Origin of the sequence: Streptacidiphilus sp. MAP5-3 (genome assembly GCF_041262505.1) — a bacterium.
Classification (GTDB): domain Bacteria; phylum Actinomycetota; class Actinomycetes; order Streptomycetales; family Streptomycetaceae; genus Streptacidiphilus.
The window spans coordinates 217,546-231,958 of record NZ_JBGCCL010000003.1 but is presented as its reverse complement, the minus strand read 5'-3'; the positions used below and the strand labels follow the sequence as shown (position 1 = coordinate 231,958).

The following is a 14,413-nucleotide window of genomic DNA, read 5'->3' as shown; positions in this document are numbered from 1 at the left end:
CCGGGTGCAGCAAGAAGGGCCCGGGGCGAAACGCCCCGGGCCCTTCTTGCTGTGCCTGTTACGCGCTACGCGCTCTTCTCGCGGCGCTCGCGCTGGCCGCGGATGTCGCGCGGGACCAGCGTCGGGTTCACGTGCTCCAGCACGACCTGCTCGTCGACGACCACGCGGGCGACGTCCTTGCGAGAGGGGACCTCGTACATCACGGACATCAGCACCTCCTCCATGATCGCGCGCAGGCCGCGGGCGCCGGTGGAGCGCTTGATCGCCTGGTCGGCGATGGCCTCCAGGGCCTCGGCGGTGAACTCCAGCTCGACGCCGTCCAGCTCGAACAGCCGCCGGTACTGCTTGACCAGGGCGTTCTTCGGCTCGGTCAGGATCTGCAGCAGTGCCTCGCGGTCCAGGTTGTGGACCGAGGTGATCACCGGCAGACGGCCGATGAACTCGGGGATCATGCCGAACTTGACCAGGTCCTCCGGCATGACCTCGCGGAACATGTCGCTGGAGTCGATCTCGTGCTTGGAGCGGATGGTCGCGCCGAAGCCGATGCCCTTCTTGCCGGCCCGGCCCTCGATGATCCGCTCCAGACCGGAGAAGGCACCGCCCACGATGAACAGCACGTTCGTCGTGTCGATCTGGATGAACTCCTGGTGCGGGTGCTTGCGCCCGCCCTGCGGCGGCACCGAGGCCGTCGTGCCCTCCAGGATCTTCAGCAGCGCCTGCTGCACGCCCTCGCCGGAGACGTCACGCGTGATCGACGGGTTCTCGCTCTTGCGGGCGACCTTGTCGATCTCGTCGATGTAGATGATCCCCGTCTCGGCCTTCTTGACGTCGTAGTCGGCCGCCTGGATCAGCTTGAGCAGGATGTTCTCGACGTCCTCGCCGACGTAACCGGCCTCCGTCAGCGCGGTGGCGTCCGCGATGGCGAACGGGACGTTGAGCATCCGGGCGAGGGTCTGCGCCAGCAGCGTCTTGCCGGAGCCGGTGGGGCCCAGCAGCAGGATGTTGGACTTGGCGAGCTCGATGCCGTCGTCGCGGCCGTGCTTGCCGTTCTCCCCTGCCTGAACGCGCTTGTAGTGGTTGTAGACAGCCACCGAGAGCGACTTCTTGGCCGACTCCTGGCCCACCACGTAGCCGTCGAGGAACTCGTAGATCTCGCGGGGCTTGGGCAGCTCCTCGAAGCGGACCTCCGAGGTCTCCGCCAGCTCCTCCTCGATGATCTCGTTGCACAGGTCGATGCACTCGTCGCAGATGTACACGCCGGGCCCGGCAATGAGCTTCTTCACCTGCTTCTGGCTCTTGCCACAGAACGAGCACTTGAGCAGGTCGCCACCGTCACCGATGCGTGCCACGAGGTGCTTCCCCTTCGCCAACGGCTCCCTGGGGGACGGAGCCTGGTGCTTGGTATCCGACGGTACTCCGCCAGGACCCCCGATTCGCCGTCTTCGGCGGTTCCCACTTCCGCCCTGGGCGAATATCCGGCTCACGACCGGACAACGGAACGACGGAACGATAAGTCGGTACTGACGATGGTGCCAGGCCCTGCCCCCGGCTCCAAGAGCCGGGGGCGGTCTGGCTGCGTGGTACTGGTCTCAGCTACCCGCTGCTGCTCAGTCCTGCAGGGAGTTCTTGCGAGTGGAGACGATCTGGTCGACGAAGCCGTACTGGAGCGCCTCCTCGGCCGTGAGGATCTTGTCGCGCTCGATGTCCTCGCTGATCTCCCGCTGGGTCTTCTTGGAGTGCTTGGCCAGCAGCTCCTCCAGCAGTTCGCGCATGCGCTGGATCTCGTGCGCCTGGATCTCCAGGTCGGAGACCTGGCCGCGGCCGGTCTCGGTGTACGGCTGGTGGATCAGCACGCGGGCGTTCGGCAGCGCCATGCGCTTGCCCGGCGTACCGGCGGCCAGCAGCACGGCGGCGGCCGAGGCGGCCTGGCCCATGCAGACCGTCTGGATGTCGGGCTTCACGAACTGCATCGTGTCGTAGATGGCCGTGAGCGCGGTGAAGGAGCCGCCGGGCGAGTTGATGTACATGGAGATGTCCCGGTCCGGGTCCATCGACTCCAGGCAGAGCAGCTGCGCCATGATGTCGTTCGCCGAGACGTCGTCGACCTGGGAGCCCAGGAAGATCACGCGCTCCTCGAAGAGCTTGGCGTACGGGTCGTACTCACGGATGCCCTGCGAGGTGCGCTCGACGAAGCGCGGAATGATGTAGCGGCCCTCGGCACGCATGTCCTCCATGCGCGCCTTGGCACTGTCGAGGCTGGGGATGTTCATCGGGTCTTCCGTCCTCCGGAACGATGGTCTGTGGTGGTTGGTGCGACCGACGCGGCGCTCAGGCGCCGGTGCCGCCGCCACCGGGGACGTCCGCGGCGCTGTGCATGATGTTGTCGATCAGGCCGTACTCCTTGGCCTCGACCGGCGTGAACCAGCGGTCGCGGTCGGAGTCCTTGGTGATCTGATCCGTCGTCTGACCGCTGTGCTCGGCGATCAGTTCGGCCATCCGGTGCTTGAGGCGGACCAGCTGCTGGGCCTGGATGCGGATGTCCGTCGCGGAGCCGCCGAGGCCCGCCGAGGGCTGGTGCATCAGGATCTCGGCGTTCGGCAGCGCGAAGCGCTTGCCCTTGGCGCCGGCGGTGAGCAGGAACTGGCCCATCGAGGCGGCCATGCCCATCGCGATGGTGACCACGTCGTTCTTGATGTACTGCATGGTGTCGTAGATCGCCATGCCGGCGGTGACCGAGCCGCCCGGAGAGTTGATGTAGAGGAAGATGTCCTTTTCCGGGTCGGCCGCGAGCAGCAGGAGCTGCGCGGTGATCCGGTTGGCGATGTCGTCGTCGACCTGCTGGCCGAGGAAGATGATGCGCTCGTTGAGCAGACGGTTGTAGACCTGGTCCCCCAGTCCGCCACCGCTGATGTCACCGGCGGCACGGGGAGTCACAAGCCCGGGCATCGAGATCTGCGGAATCGTCACGTATCCACCTGCTCGTTGTTGGCACGACAGCTGATCGTCGAAGACAGCCGTCACAGCGTTTCCACCGACCCTAACGCGCGGGACTTGCCTGGCCATCCCTCACACCGACCTGTTCGCTTTGAGCGTCACGTGTGCGGACCAGCGCGTCGCGCTTCGGGCCTCCGGATCGGATACGGCAGGGCCCGGACCGCGCACTGCGGTCCGGGCCCTGCCGGTGTTCGTCAGGTACTGACGTCCAAGGGGGCTCAGGCCTCCTCGGTCTCCTCAGCCTCGACCACGACGGTCTCGACGGCCTCGGAGATCTCGTCGTCGGCGTCCTCGTCGTCCTCGAAGTCGACGACCTCGCCGTTGGTGTCGACGACCTTGGCGGCCTCGACCACGGACGCCAGCGCCTTTCCACGGACGACCTCACCGACGAGCAGCGGCACCTGGCCACCCTGGACGACCTGCTGGGCGAACTCGTCCGGGGTCATGCCGGAACCGGCGGCGCGGCGCAGCAGGTGCTCGGTGAGCTCCTCCTGGCTGACGTTCAGCTCCTCCTTGGCGGCGATCGCGTCGAGGACGAACTGGGTCTTGATGCCCTTCTTGGCCTGCTCGTCGAGCTCGGCGTCGAACTCCTCGGCGGTCTTCTCCTGCAGCTTCAGCCAGGCGTCCATGTCGATGCCCATCTGGGGCAGCTGGTGGTGCTCCAGGTTGTGCTTGCGGGTCTCGATCTCGTCCGCGAGCAGCTTCTCCGGGTACGGCATGTCGACGAGCTCGAGCAGCGCGTCGAGGACCTTCTCCTGGGCCTGGGTGGCCTGGTCGAACTCCTTCATGCGGGCGAGCCGCTTGCGGGAGTCGTCCTTCAGCTCGTCCAGGGTGTCGAACTCGCTGGCCATCTGGGCGAACTCGTCGTCCAGGGCGGGGAGCTCCTTCTCCTGCACCGCGGTGACCGTGACGGTGACCTCGGAGTCCTTGCCCGCGGCGGAACCGCCCTTGAGCTCGGTGGTGAAGGTGGCGGTGCCGCCGGCCTCGAGGCCGATGACGGCCTCGTCGATGCCGTCCAGCAGGCGGCCGGAGCCGATCTCGTAGGTCACGCCGGTGGCGGTGCCGTCCTCGGGCACGTCACCGTCGACCTTGGCCGTAAGGTCCACGACGACGATGTCGCCCTCGGCGGCGGCGCGCTCGACGGCGTTGACCGAGGCGAAGCGCTCGCGGAGCTGCTCCAGGCTCTTCTCGAGGTCCTCGTCGGTGACCTCGATCGCGTCGACGGTGACCTCGATGGTGTCGAACTCGGGGAGCGTGACCTCGGGACGGATGTCCACCTCAGCGGTGAACTTCAGGTCGCCGCCGTCGGCAAGCTTCTCGACGCCCTCGATCTCGGTGATCTCCGGCTGGCCGAGGACGTCGATCTTGCCCTCTTCGACAGCCTGACCGTAGAACTTCGGCAGCGCGTCGTTGACGGCCTCCTCCAGCACGGCACCGCGGCCGAAACGCTGGTCGATGACGCGAGCCGGGATCTTGCCCTTACGGAAACCCGGAACCGTGACCTGCTGGTTGATCTTCTTGTACGCCGCGTCGAGGCTGGGCTTGAGCTCCTCGAAGGGCACCTCGACGGTGAGTCGAACCCGGGTCGGGTTCAGAGTCTCCACGGCGCTCTTCACGGTTGGGTCTCCTTGGGGGCTTTACGGGTCGGTGTGTCCGCCCCGGCCCGCATTCTCGGGCGCGCGGCGAGACGGGTGATGCGTCTTGGTGACTATCGCCCGCCGGGCAGGTGGTTGGTTCGCCTTCGCAGACGCCACCAGCGTCCCATCCTACCGGCTACCACATGCGCCTTCGCCCCGGTGTCGGCGGAGACCATCGCCGCTGCGTTTTCGCAGCTCAGCGGGGGTGGGAAGGAGAATCCCAGAAAATTGGTCGGGGTGACCGGATTCGAACCGACGACCTTCCGCTCCCAAAGCGGACGCGCTACCAAACTGCGCCACACCCCGTACGTCTTTCGCTTGGCGAGACGTAGCGTACATGGTCGACCACGTCGTCCCGAGCGATTTACCGCGCACCGCGGCGCGGGTCTTCGCGGGGGCCGTTCCGCAGGTCGCCGCGCATGTCGTTGCGCAGGTCGTTGCGCATGTCGTTGCGCAGGTCGTTGCGCATGTCGTTGCGCATGCCGTCGTCCATGTCGCGGAAAGGGTCGTCGCGCATGTCGTCGATCAAGTGGTGTGCATGGGCCGCCCCGCGTCCGCTACCCTGTTCCCCGAACGGCACTCGCGGGCGTAGCTCAATGGTAGAGCCCTAGTCTTCCAAACTAGCTACGCGGGTTCGATTCCCGTCGCCCGCTCCAACGCCGAAGGCCCAGGCCAGGGACATGCTCCCCGGTCTGGGCCTTCCGCTTTGAGGGGACGATCCCGTCGCACGAGGAAGGCCGAGGCGCATGGCGAATGGCTGGATGCCGCCCGAGGAGTACGTCCGGACGCTGCCAAAGCAGACCGGGTACGCGTGTCTCTACTTCACCGACGAGCACGGCAACCCGCTCCAACTGCGGTCCGTGCACGCCGAACACGCCGAGATGTGGCAGTGGTTCGGTGGCAACCTGGATGCGGGCGAGACGCCATGGGCGGCGGCTGTCCGGGAGTGCCGGGAGGAGACCGGGCTCGACTTCCGGGGCGAACCGCGGCTGCTGCTCACGCACTTCGTCACGCCGCGGGCCACCTGGCCCTGCCCGCACGTCGGCTTCGTCTTCGACGGAGGGACGCTCACCGCACGCGAGCTGGCGGCCATCACGCTCGATCCCGCCGAGCACGGCGAGTGGGCCGTGCGCTCACCGGAGGCGTGGCGCGACGACATGGACGACTCGACCTACCGCCGCCTCGCCGCCGCCGTCGAGGCGCGCCGCACCGGGGTCGCCGGGTACCTGGAAACCCTTAACCGTAGCGGCGATTGAGCGCACTCAGGGGTTCGCCACGGCGCGGAAGCGTTCGAGGAGGACGAGGGTGGCGTTGTCCACCGTGAAGGCCGGGTCGTCCCGTTCGGCGACGCACTTCGGACTCAGCCAGAACTCCGTGTGGTCCGCGCGCCATTCGGCGATCGAGGTGAAGCCCTCGCCCTCGTCGACGCAGTGCGCCAGGTCCACCTCGCCGAGCGGCACGACGCGGACCTCCGTGGTCTCCAGCACCGCCACCCGCCGACCGTCCGAGTCCACCACGGCGCCGCGCCTGCCGACGACCGGAAGCTCCTCGCCCGGCCGGTAGTCGGCGAAGAGCGAGGTCGTGGAGGTCTTGCTGCCGTCGAGAACCGCCGCGACCAGGCGGTCGCGGAGCGGACCGGGGAAGGCGAACTCGACGATCGGCAGCGTCATTTGGGACCGAGCCACGTGCGGCCTGGTCACTTGACGATGCTGTTGACCGTGTTGGCGATCTGGTCGAGGAAGCTCTGGATGGGCGTCGCCGCCGACGTCTTCGCCAGGAAGAACCCGAAGAGTATGGCCAGGATCGTGTACCCCATCTTCATCGACTTGTTCCTGATGAAGACGACGAGCAGGATGCCCAATAGGACAACGGCGGAGATGGAGAAGGTTGTCACGGGCCCCTACTTCCTCGATCGAGCGTGACAGCAACGGCTGTTACGGCTGAGGGACGCTCGACAGCCGGGGACACGCGCCGTGATCACGACACCACCCCCTGCGCACGATCGCCCGCTTAGTCAGTCTCTCCGGATCAACGCGCTCCGTAAAGCACTTCTGGCTCACACCCACCCCGAGGGTTCCATATCAGCCGAGAATGTCCGAAGATCGTGTGATGGATGGTACAAGTGAGGCCGTTGATAAGGCCATTCGGCCCAGGTCCACCACGTGAACGCCTCGCGCAGCACCTGTGCGCCGCCCGTGCGCCCCGCCTGAACCGTCAGCCGTGCGGCGTCCGCGGGGCCCGCAGCATCACCCCGGCGTCATTCGCGCCAGAGCAGCAGCAGTGCCCGGTCGTCGCTGCGGTCCTTGGCGACCGCCTCGATCAGGCGCCAGGCGCAGCCGGAGAAGGTCGTGGCCAGCAGGCGGTCGGCCTCGCCCATCAGTCGGTCCATACCGTCCGTCAGGTCCCGTCCCGGGGCTTCGACCATGCCGTCCGTGCAGAGCATCAGCACGTCGCCGCGGCCCAGTACGCCGCGGACGCCCTCGAACTTGGCGCCGTCGTAGATGCCGAGCAGCGGGCCCTCGGCCTCCTTGGTCTCCCAGCGGCCCAGGCCGCTGCGCCGCTGCATCCCCGGGAGGTGACCGGCCGACAGCAGCTCGAATTCGCCGGTGTCCAGGTCCAGCACCAGGTGGACGGCGCTGGCGAAGCCCTCCTCCCAGCCCTGGCGCAGCAGGTAGCCGTTGGCGGCCGGGAGGAAGTCGTGCGGCGGCAGCGAGCCCACCAGTCCGCCGAACGCTCCGGAGAGCAGCAGTGCCCGCGAGCCTGCGTCCATGCCCTTGCCGGAGACGTCGGCGAGCACCACCTCCAGCACGCGCTTGCCGTCGCCGGTGCGCGCGGCGACCACGAAGTCGCCCGAGAACGACTGCCCGCCGGCCGGACGCAGCGCCATCTCCGCGTGCCAGCCGTCCGGCAGCGCCGGGATCCGGCTCTGCACCTTGAGCCGCTCACGCAGGTCGAAGAGCATCGACCCACCGCGCCGCCACGGCACGCCGACCCGGGCCCGGAACTGGGCCAGCAGCAGCCCGACCGCGCCCACCGCGCCCACCACCAGCACGCAGCCGGGCGTGACCCGGCCCGGCCCGGCGTCGTAGGGGCCGAGGACGACGGACTCGACGGCGAGGGCGGCGGCCGCCGCGGAGTAGAGCAGCACCAGGCTGCTGGGCCGCAGCAGCAGCGCGCCGGAGATGACGGGGATCACCAGCGCGGTCGGTGGGCACCACGGCGGCGCCAGCACGGTGAGGAAGGCCAGCAGCGGCACGAGGGCGGCGATGACGACGAAGGCCATCCAGTCCGCGCCGTCGCCGCGGAAGTAGTCGACCCCGCCTCGGCGCACCCGACGCCAGACCCGGCGTTGCGCCCTGCGCCACCGGGCCGTGCGGGTGTCGACCGGGTGTCGACCGGTCTCGCGACGTGCCATTCCGGGAGACCCTACCGACCCGGACGGCCCATAGTCGATGCGCTTCGGGTGCGAGATGCAACCGATCCGAGCACGGACGTCGACTTCCGGCCGACGTCGACGCACGTGTCGGCGCAGGTGTCGACCCAGGCGCTGGCGTAGGTGCCGGCGTAGGTGTCGACCCAGGTGTCGCCGACGCTCCGTCCGCACGCGCACGGGCCCGCCGATAACCGTTCGCTTCGCGTTCGCGACACTGCTAGGCAGGTCGTATGAGCCTTTCGAGCGAGTCTTCGCGCGCACCAGGGAACGCCCCGTCATCCCCATCCACTGTCTCCCCCGAGCTGCGGACCGTCGACCCCGACGGCTTTGATGCCTGGTACGACGCCCTGCTGGACGCGTTCGGCGGCGTGCCCGAATCCCCCGAGGAGCGGGCGCTGTGGCGCGAGCTTACCGAGCACGACCGCTCGATCGGCGCATTCGACGCGAAGTCGGTGGTCGGCTCGGCCGCGGCGTTCACCTTCGGGTTGGCCGTTCCCGGCGGGTCGGGCGAACATCGCACATCCGCGCGGGGGCTGGTGCCGGCGGCGGGCGTGACCATGGTCGGCGTGCGCGGCACCCACCGGCGACGCGGACTGCTCACCGCCATGATGCGGCGTCAGCTCGACGACGTACGTGAGCGCGGCGAGCCGCTCGCGGTGCTGACGGCGTCGGAGCCGTCCATCTACGGCCGGTTCGGCTACGCCGTGGGCACCTCGAAGGTGGGGCTGGAGATGGACCGGCACCGGGTGCGGATCGCCGAGCAGGCGATCGACGCGACCGGGGCGGCGGAGGTCCGGCTGCGGCGGGTCGACCCGGCGGAGTCGCTGGCGCAGTGCGAGGAGCTGTACACCCGGGTCGGGCAGCAGCGTCCCGGCTGGCTGCGCCGGCCGGAAGGCTGGGAGCAGCAGGCCCTCCTGGACCCGCCGTCGGAGCGCGAGGGGAACTCCCCGCTGTTCTGTCTGCTCGCCGAGCACGCCGACTCCGGCGAGTTGCTGGGCTACGCCCACTACACCGTCAAGCCCGACTGGGAGCGTCAGGGCCCGAAGGGCACCGTCAACGTCCGCGAGGTCTATGCGGCGACGCCGGGCGCGACGGTCGCGCTCTGGCGGCACCTGCTCGACGTCGACCTGACGGACCGGGTCGAGGTGCGCAGTCGTCCGGTGGACGACCCGATCCTGCACCTGGTCGACGACGTCCGCCGGTGCAACGCGACGATCACTGACAGCCTGCACGTCCGCCTCGTCGACGTCGGCGCGGCGCTGTCGGCGCGGGCGTACTCGCGTCCGGTGGACGCGGTGGTGGAGGTCACCGACGCGTTCTGCGGCTGGAACACCGGCCGTTGGCGGCTGAGCGGCGACGAGACCGGTGCGTCCTGCGCGCGCACGACGGATCCGGCGGACGTCTCGCTGACCGTCCGCGAGCTCGCGGCGTCGTACCTCGGTGGCACGACGCTCCGGGCGCTGGAGCAGGCGGGCCGGGTCGCGGAACGGCGGGCGGGCGCGCTGGGGGCGCTCTCCGTGGCGTTCGCGACGGACGTCGCGCCGTGGCTGCCGCGCGGGTTCTGACGGGCTCCTGACGGATTTCTGACTATCCGTCAGTCAGGCCTGGCAGCGCGGGCACCAGAAGAGGTTGCGCGCCGCGTGCTCCTCGGTGCGGACCTCGGTGCCGCAGACCAGGCAGGACTGGCCGGCCCGCCGATAGACGTAGACCTCTCCGCCGTGGTCGTCCTGGCGGGGAGGCCGCCCCATCGCCTCGGGCGTGTGCTCGGGCCGGACCGTGTCGATCCGGCCCACCCGCACGCCCTCGCGCATCAGCGGACGCAGGTCCGCCCAGATCGCGTCCCACTCGGCGCGGTCCAGACTGCGGCCCGCACGGTACGGGTTGACGCCCTGTCGGAACAGCACCTCGGCGCGGTAGACGTTGCCGACGCCGCAGAGGACCTTCTGGTCCATCAGCAGTGCGGCGATGGTGGTCCGGCTGCCGCTGATCCGCTTCCACGCGGCGTCGCCGGTGTCCTGCGGACGCAGCGGGTCCGGGCCGAGACGCGCCTCGACCTCCTGCTTCTCCCCCGCGTCGACCAGCAGGCACTTGGTCGGCCCGCGCAGATCGCAGTACGCGTCGTCGGTCGCGATCCGCATGCGGACCTGGCCGACGGGCTCGGGAGCAGGGCCGTGCCCCCAGAAGACCTTGCCGTAGAGCCCGAGATGGATGTGCACCCACCTCCCCGAATCGACCCCGTCGAACCCGAGGAAGAGGTGCTTGCCCTTGGCGTCCGTCTCGGCGAGAACGCGTCCGTCCAGGCGGGCGGCGGCGTCCGCGAACGGCCCCTGCGGTGAAGAGACAGCAACGGCCTGGCCGCCGAACACCCGGTGGTATTCGGCGGCCAGTCGGTGGATGGTGTGGCCTTCGGGCACGAGTCGATGGCTCCGGCGGACGGGATCAGCCCTGGGGGTGGTGGGCCGGGATCGGCGGGAGCTCGCCCGTGGTCTCGTAGTCGGTCAGCATGTCGATCCGCCGGATGTGGCGCTCCCCCTCCGAGAACGGGGTGTTGAGGAAGGCCTCCAGGAACGAGGTCGCCTCGTCGGCGCTGTGCATGCGGGCGCCGACGCTCAGCACGTTGGCGTTGTTGTGCTCACGGCCGAGCTGCGCCGTCTCCACGCTCCACGCCAGCGCGGCGCGGACACCCTTCACCTTGTTTGCGGCGATGGCCTCACCGTTGCCGCTGCCACCGATGACGACGCCGAGGGCCTCGGCGTCCGCAGCGGTGCGCTCGGCGGTCCGGAGGCAGAAGGGCGGGTAGTCGTCGACGGCGTCGTAGATGTGCGGACCGCAGTCGATCGGCTCGTGTCCGGCCTCGGTCAGCCACTTCACGAAGTGCTGCTTCAGTTCGAAACCGGCGTGGTCGGATCCCAGGTAGACGCGCATGCGGAGAGTATGGCAGGAGAGAAAGTTGGTCTACCTCAGGGGCACGAGGAACATCCGCTACGCGTCCTTGCGGCCCACCAGACGCCACGCCGCGGGCAGCAACCCCATCGCCAGGGCGATCTTCACCGCGTCGCCGATCAGGAACGGGTACAGACCCAACTCCGCCGCACGCGTCAGCGACACGTGGAGCGAGACGGCCAGCCACGGCACGCCCACGGCGTAGATCGCGAGCTGGCCGAGCGCCATCGCACCCGCCGTCCGCAGGACACCCCGATCCGCGCCCCGGCGCGCCAGCGCGCCGACGAGCCCGGCCGCGAGGACGAAGCCGACGACGTAGCCGAAGGTCGCGCCCGTACCGGAGGTACCGCCCGTGAACCACGGGACGCCGGCCAGGCCCGCCAGCAGGTACAGGCCCAGCGCGGCCACACCCCGCCGCGCGCCCAGCGCCGTGCCGACCAGCAGCGCGGCGAGCGTCTGCCCCGTCACCGGGACCGGCGAGCCCGGGATCGGGACGGCGAGCTGCGCGGCCAGGCCGGTGAACGCCGCGCCGCCGAGCACGAGTGCCGCGTCACGGACGAGCGCGCGTGCGCGACCGTCTTCGGCTGTCGGCAGCAGGTCGGCGAGGACGGCGCCGGGACGGACTATCGGAGTGGCGGCGAGGCTCACTGCAGGCTCCTGAGCTGGGGTCTTGTCGGATCTTGTCGATGAACGAACGTCAATGAACGAACGTCAACGAACGTTTGCGAACCTATCCGTTCGAGCACCGTCCCACTCTGCGGACATCCCACAAAAGGTCCGCCGCCCGCTTGGGCGATCCGCACGCCGGGGCCACAGCGGAACCACAGAGTGCGTGCCCGCGATCGACAGAGAGTCACAGAGATTTCCGCATGGTGGCGGGCGGGTCCGGCTTCTCGACATATCGGGCACCCTTGACCGAATAGTGGGCTGGTCGGTCCAACATTCGAACCGACCGGTCCTTTTCGCGCTCTTGTGCGCCGACCTGTACGACCCGTAGAACCGTGTACGACCTGCCCGCCGAACCTCTGGATCCCGCCCATGAGCGTCACCACCCCTGAGCAGCCGGAGACGGCCGCATCCACGGCCACATCCACGGCCACGCCCAGCGCTGCCTCTCCGGGCCTCTCCCACGGGCTCAAGCAGCGGCACCTGTCGATGATCGCCCTCGGTGGCGTCATCGGCGCGGGCCTCTTCGTCGGGTCCGGCGCGGGCATCGCGGCGGCGGGACCGTCGATCATCCTCGCCTTCGCGGCATCCGGCCTGCTGGTCATGCTCGTTATGCGAATGCTCGGTGAGATGTCCGCGGCACGACCCGCCTCCGGCTCGTTCTCGGTGCACGCGGAGAAGGAGATCGGCGTCTGGGCGGGGTTCACCTCCGGCTGGATGTACTGGCTGATGCTCTGCGTGGGCGTCTCGGCCGAGGCGACCGCCGCCGGCGGGATCATGACCAACTGGCTGCCCGGCACGCCCACCTGGATGTGGGTGGCGCTGTTCATGGCCTTCTTCTGCGGCAGCAACCTCGCCGCGGTGAAGAACTTCGGCGAGTTCGAGTTCTGGTTCGCCGCGATCAAGGTCGCCGCGATCGTCGGCTTCCTGGTGCTGGCGCTGCTCGCGATCTTCGGCGTGATCGGCCACGGCGCACCCGGCCTGACCAACCTGACCGGCCACGGCGGCTTCCTGCCGCACGGCATGTCCGGCCTGGTCGTCGGCCTACTGGCCTCCGTCTTCGCCTACGGCGGCCTGGAGACGGTCACCATCGCGGCGGCCGAGTCCGAGGACCCGGTCCGCAACGTCGGTCGCGCGGTGAAGACCGCGATGTGGCGGATCGCCGTCTTCTACATCGGGTCGATGGCGGTCATCGTGACGCTGCTCCCCTGGAACGACCCGAACGTCGTCAAGAGCGGCCCGTACATCGAGGTCCTGGACCACATCGGCATCCCCGCGGCGGGACAGCTGATGAACGTGGTGGTGCTGATCGCGCTGTTGAGCGCGATGAACGCGAACATCTACGGCTCGTCGCGGATGGCGTACTCGCTGGTCCAGCGCGGCCTGGGCCCGAAGGCGCTGGCCCGCGTCAGCGGGGGCGTGCCGCGGCTCGCGGTGCTGGCCTCGTCGGCGTTCGGGTTCTTCGCGGTGCTGCTGAACTTCTGGTGGCCGACGACGGTCTTCCAGTGGCTGCTGAACGTGGTCGGCGCGTCGGTCCTGGTGGTCTGGGCGTTCATCGCCGTCGCACAGCTGCGGATGCGGCGGCGGTTGGAGCGCGAGGCGCCGGAGAAGCTGACGGTCCGTATGTGGGGCTTCCCATACCTCACGTGGGTGGCGCTGAGCGGGGTCATCGCGGTGCTGGCCCTGATGCTGCAGAGCCACGGCAACCGCGTGCAGCTCGCCTGCACGCTGGGCGCGACGGTCGCGCTGAGCGCTGTGGGGTTCCTGCGGAGCAGGCGCGCGCAGGGCGCGTAACTCGCGCACTGACGGAAGTTGCAGCACGTCAGGGGCGCGGGGAATCTGCAGGCGAGCAGCCATGCACATCGGGGGCGCGGGGAACTGCGCGAGCAACCACCCCGATGCGGATGGCCCTGCTCGTTCAGCGACTCACCACACACGGTGGCTTGTCGCGCAGTTCCCCGCGCCCCTGGACAGTGCAACGGACCGGCGATTACTCGAAGTTCGGACCTTCGGTCCGCGTGCGCTTGATCTCGTAGAAGCCCGGCGTCGACGCGACCAGCAGCGTGCCGTCCCAGAGGCGGGCGGCGGCCTCACCGCGCGGGGCCGGGGTGACGACGGGGCCGAAGAAGGCGACGCGCTCGCCCGTGACGCCGGGGACGGCGATGACGGGGGTGCCGACGTCCTCGCCGACGAGGCCGATGCCCTCGGCGTGGGACTTGCGCACGGCCTCGTCGTACTCCGTCGAAGTCATCGCGTCCGCAAGGGACTTCGGCAGGCCCGCTTCCTCCAGCGCGGACTCGATCGTCGCGCGGTCGCGCGGCTGCTGGCCGTTGTGGAAACGCATGCCCAGCGCGGTGTAGAGCGGACCCAGTACGTCGGAGCCGTGCGCCTGCTCGGCGGCGATGCAGACGCGGACGGCGCCCCACGCCTCGTCCATCAGCTCGCGGTACTTCTCCGGCAGGTCGCGGCCCTCGTTGAGGACGGCCAGGCTCATCACGCGCCAGCGGACGTGGACCGGGCGAACCTTCTCGACCTCCAGCATCCAGCGGGAGGTCATCCACGCCCACGGGCAGAGCGGGTCGAACCAGAAGTCGGCGGTCACGGGCTCGGCGGCAGCGACGTCGGCAGTCATGGGCGGGGCTCCTCGATCGATGATCAGGCATGCGGAATAGGCGGGACAAGCAGGAAAAGCAGGTCATGCGGGTCGAGCGGGTCAGACTGAAGGGCCCGCGCGGAACCA

Annotated in this window: 15 protein-coding genes and 2 tRNA genes; 4 read left to right on the top strand and 13 right to left on the bottom strand. The window is 69.3% G+C overall.

What is annotated here, in order from left to right:
* Window positions 1-65: 65 nt before the first annotated feature.
* The 6 genes from clpX to ABH928_RS07295 form a co-directional block, all read right to left on the bottom strand.
* Window positions 66-1,349, bottom strand: a complete 1,284-nt coding sequence (gene clpX / locus ABH928_RS07320; RefSeq protein WP_196195550.1) for an ATP-dependent Clp protease ATP-binding subunit ClpX — start codon at window positions 1,347-1,349, stop codon at window positions 66-68.
* Between the two features lie 258 nt (window positions 1,350-1,607).
* Window positions 1,608-2,270, bottom strand: coding sequence for an ATP-dependent Clp protease proteolytic subunit (locus ABH928_RS07315; protein ID WP_370063339.1), 663 nt, complete (start codon window positions 2,268-2,270; stop codon window positions 1,608-1,610).
* A gap of 58 nt (window positions 2,271-2,328) precedes the next feature.
* A complete protein-coding gene (locus ABH928_RS07310; protein ID WP_196195730.1) occupies window positions 2,329-2,946 on the bottom strand; it encodes an ATP-dependent Clp protease proteolytic subunit in 618 nt (205 codons plus the stop codon).
* Between the two features lie 266 nt (window positions 2,947-3,212).
* Entirely contained in the window at window positions 3,213-4,610 is a 1,398-nt protein-coding gene (gene tig, locus ABH928_RS07305; RefSeq protein WP_370063337.1) for a trigger factor, read from the bottom strand.
* Between the two features lie 250 nt (window positions 4,611-4,860).
* A tRNA-Pro gene (locus ABH928_RS07300) sits at window positions 4,861-4,937 on the bottom strand.
* A gap of 58 nt (window positions 4,938-4,995) precedes the next feature.
* Window positions 4,996-5,148, bottom strand: coding sequence for a hypothetical protein (locus ABH928_RS07295; protein WP_370063335.1), 153 nt, complete (start codon window positions 5,146-5,148; stop codon window positions 4,996-4,998).
* 65 nt (window positions 5,149-5,213) lie between these two features.
* Between ABH928_RS07295 and ABH928_RS07290 the strand changes: the two genes are divergently transcribed.
* Both ABH928_RS07290 and ABH928_RS07285 read left to right on the top strand, forming a co-directional pair.
* A tRNA-Gly gene (locus ABH928_RS07290) sits at window positions 5,214-5,287 on the top strand.
* Window positions 5,288-5,377: 90 nt separating this feature from the next.
* Window positions 5,378-5,887 (top strand): NUDIX domain-containing protein, encoded by a 510-nt coding sequence (locus tag ABH928_RS07285; RefSeq protein ID WP_370063333.1) that lies wholly within the window; start codon window positions 5,378-5,380, stop codon window positions 5,885-5,887.
* A 6-nt stretch (window positions 5,888-5,893) separates the two neighbouring features.
* Here ABH928_RS07285 and ABH928_RS07280 read toward each other — a convergent pair whose 3' ends face one another.
* The 3 genes from ABH928_RS07280 to ABH928_RS07270 form a co-directional block, all read right to left on the bottom strand.
* Window positions 5,894-6,301, bottom strand: coding sequence for an ASCH domain-containing protein (locus ABH928_RS07280; protein ID WP_370063793.1), 408 nt, complete (start codon window positions 6,299-6,301; stop codon window positions 5,894-5,896).
* 26 nt (window positions 6,302-6,327) lie between these two features.
* Window positions 6,328-6,525, bottom strand: coding sequence for a hypothetical protein (locus tag ABH928_RS07275; RefSeq protein ID WP_196195557.1), 198 nt, complete (start codon window positions 6,523-6,525; stop codon window positions 6,328-6,330).
* Between the two features lie 363 nt (window positions 6,526-6,888).
* Window positions 6,889-8,046 carry a PP2C family protein-serine/threonine phosphatase gene (locus ABH928_RS07270; protein ID WP_370063330.1) on the bottom strand — a complete coding sequence of 386 codons (1,158 nt, stop codon included), beginning with the start codon at window positions 8,044-8,046 and terminating at the stop codon, window positions 6,889-6,891.
* Window positions 8,047-8,294: 248 nt separating this feature from the next.
* Here ABH928_RS07270 and ABH928_RS07265 point away from each other — a divergent pair, with 248 nt between their 5' ends.
* Window positions 8,295-9,629, top strand: coding sequence for a GNAT family N-acetyltransferase (locus ABH928_RS07265; protein ID WP_370063328.1), 1,335 nt, complete (start codon window positions 8,295-8,297; stop codon window positions 9,627-9,629).
* Window positions 9,630-9,662: 33 nt separating this feature from the next.
* Here the strand turns inward: ABH928_RS07265 and ABH928_RS07260 are convergent, their stop codons facing one another.
* The 3 genes from ABH928_RS07260 to ABH928_RS07250 are packed head-to-tail and all read right to left on the bottom strand — an operon-like array spanning window position 9,663 to window position 11,655.
* Window positions 9,663-10,478 (bottom strand): Fpg/Nei family DNA glycosylase, encoded by an 816-nt coding sequence (locus ABH928_RS07260; RefSeq protein ID WP_370063326.1) that lies wholly within the window; start codon window positions 10,476-10,478, stop codon window positions 9,663-9,665.
* 25 nt (window positions 10,479-10,503) lie between these two features.
* The gene (locus ABH928_RS07255) at window positions 10,504-10,989 is read right to left on the bottom strand and encodes a ribose-5-phosphate isomerase (RefSeq protein ID WP_370063324.1); all 486 of its coding nucleotides are present in this window, start codon (window positions 10,987-10,989) and stop codon (window positions 10,504-10,506) included.
* Window positions 10,990-11,046: 57 nt separating this feature from the next.
* Window positions 11,047-11,655, bottom strand: a complete 609-nt coding sequence (locus ABH928_RS07250) for a biotin transporter BioY (protein WP_370063322.1) — start codon at window positions 11,653-11,655, stop codon at window positions 11,047-11,049.
* Between the two features lie 390 nt (window positions 11,656-12,045).
* On the opposite strand from ABH928_RS07250, the gene ABH928_RS07245 reads away from it, so the two are divergent.
* Window positions 12,046-13,467: an amino acid permease gene (locus tag ABH928_RS07245; protein WP_370063320.1), complete on the top strand. Its 1,422-nt coding sequence runs from the start codon at window positions 12,046-12,048 to the stop codon at window positions 13,465-13,467.
* A gap of 196 nt (window positions 13,468-13,663) precedes the next feature.
* On the opposite strand, the gene ABH928_RS07240 is transcribed toward ABH928_RS07245, so the two are convergent.
* A complete protein-coding gene (locus ABH928_RS07240; RefSeq protein WP_370063318.1) occupies window positions 13,664-14,305 on the bottom strand; it encodes a DsbA family protein in 642 nt (213 codons plus the stop codon).
* Window positions 14,306-14,413 lie beyond the last annotated feature (108 nt).

Bases quoted from the DNA above. Each gene is read 5' to 3' on its own strand.
- ABH928_RS07270 (WP_370063330.1), bottom strand. From the start codon at position 8,046: ATGGCACGTCGCGAGACCGGTCGACACCCGGTCGACACCCGCACGGCC.
- ABH928_RS07315 (WP_370063339.1), bottom strand. From the start codon at position 2,270: ATGAACATCCCCAGCCTCGACAGTGCCAAGGCGCGCATGGAGGACATG.
- ABH928_RS07255 (WP_370063324.1), bottom strand. From the start codon at position 10,989: ATGCGCGTCTACCTGGGATCCGACCACGCCGGTTTCGAACTGAAGCAG.
- ABH928_RS07285 (WP_370063333.1), top strand. From the start codon at position 5,378: ATGGCGAATGGCTGGATGCCGCCCGAGGAGTACGTCCGGACGCTGCCA.
- ABH928_RS07310 (WP_196195730.1), bottom strand. From the start codon at position 2,946: ATGCCCGGGCTTGTGACTCCCCGTGCCGCCGGTGACATCAGCGGTGGC.
- ABH928_RS07280 (WP_370063793.1), bottom strand. From the start codon at position 6,301: ATGACGCTGCCGATCGTCGAGTTCGCCTTCCCCGGTCCGCTCCGCGAC.
- ABH928_RS07240 (WP_370063318.1), bottom strand. From the start codon at position 14,305: ATGACTGCCGACGTCGCTGCCGCCGAGCCCGTGACCGCCGACTTCTGG.
- ABH928_RS07245 (WP_370063320.1), top strand. From the start codon at position 12,046: ATGAGCGTCACCACCCCTGAGCAGCCGGAGACGGCCGCATCCACGGCC.
- ABH928_RS07265 (WP_370063328.1), top strand. From the start codon at position 8,295: ATGAGCCTTTCGAGCGAGTCTTCGCGCGCACCAGGGAACGCCCCGTCA.
- ABH928_RS07295 (WP_370063335.1), bottom strand. From the start codon at position 5,148: ATGCGCGACGACCCTTTCCGCGACATGGACGACGGCATGCGCAACGAC.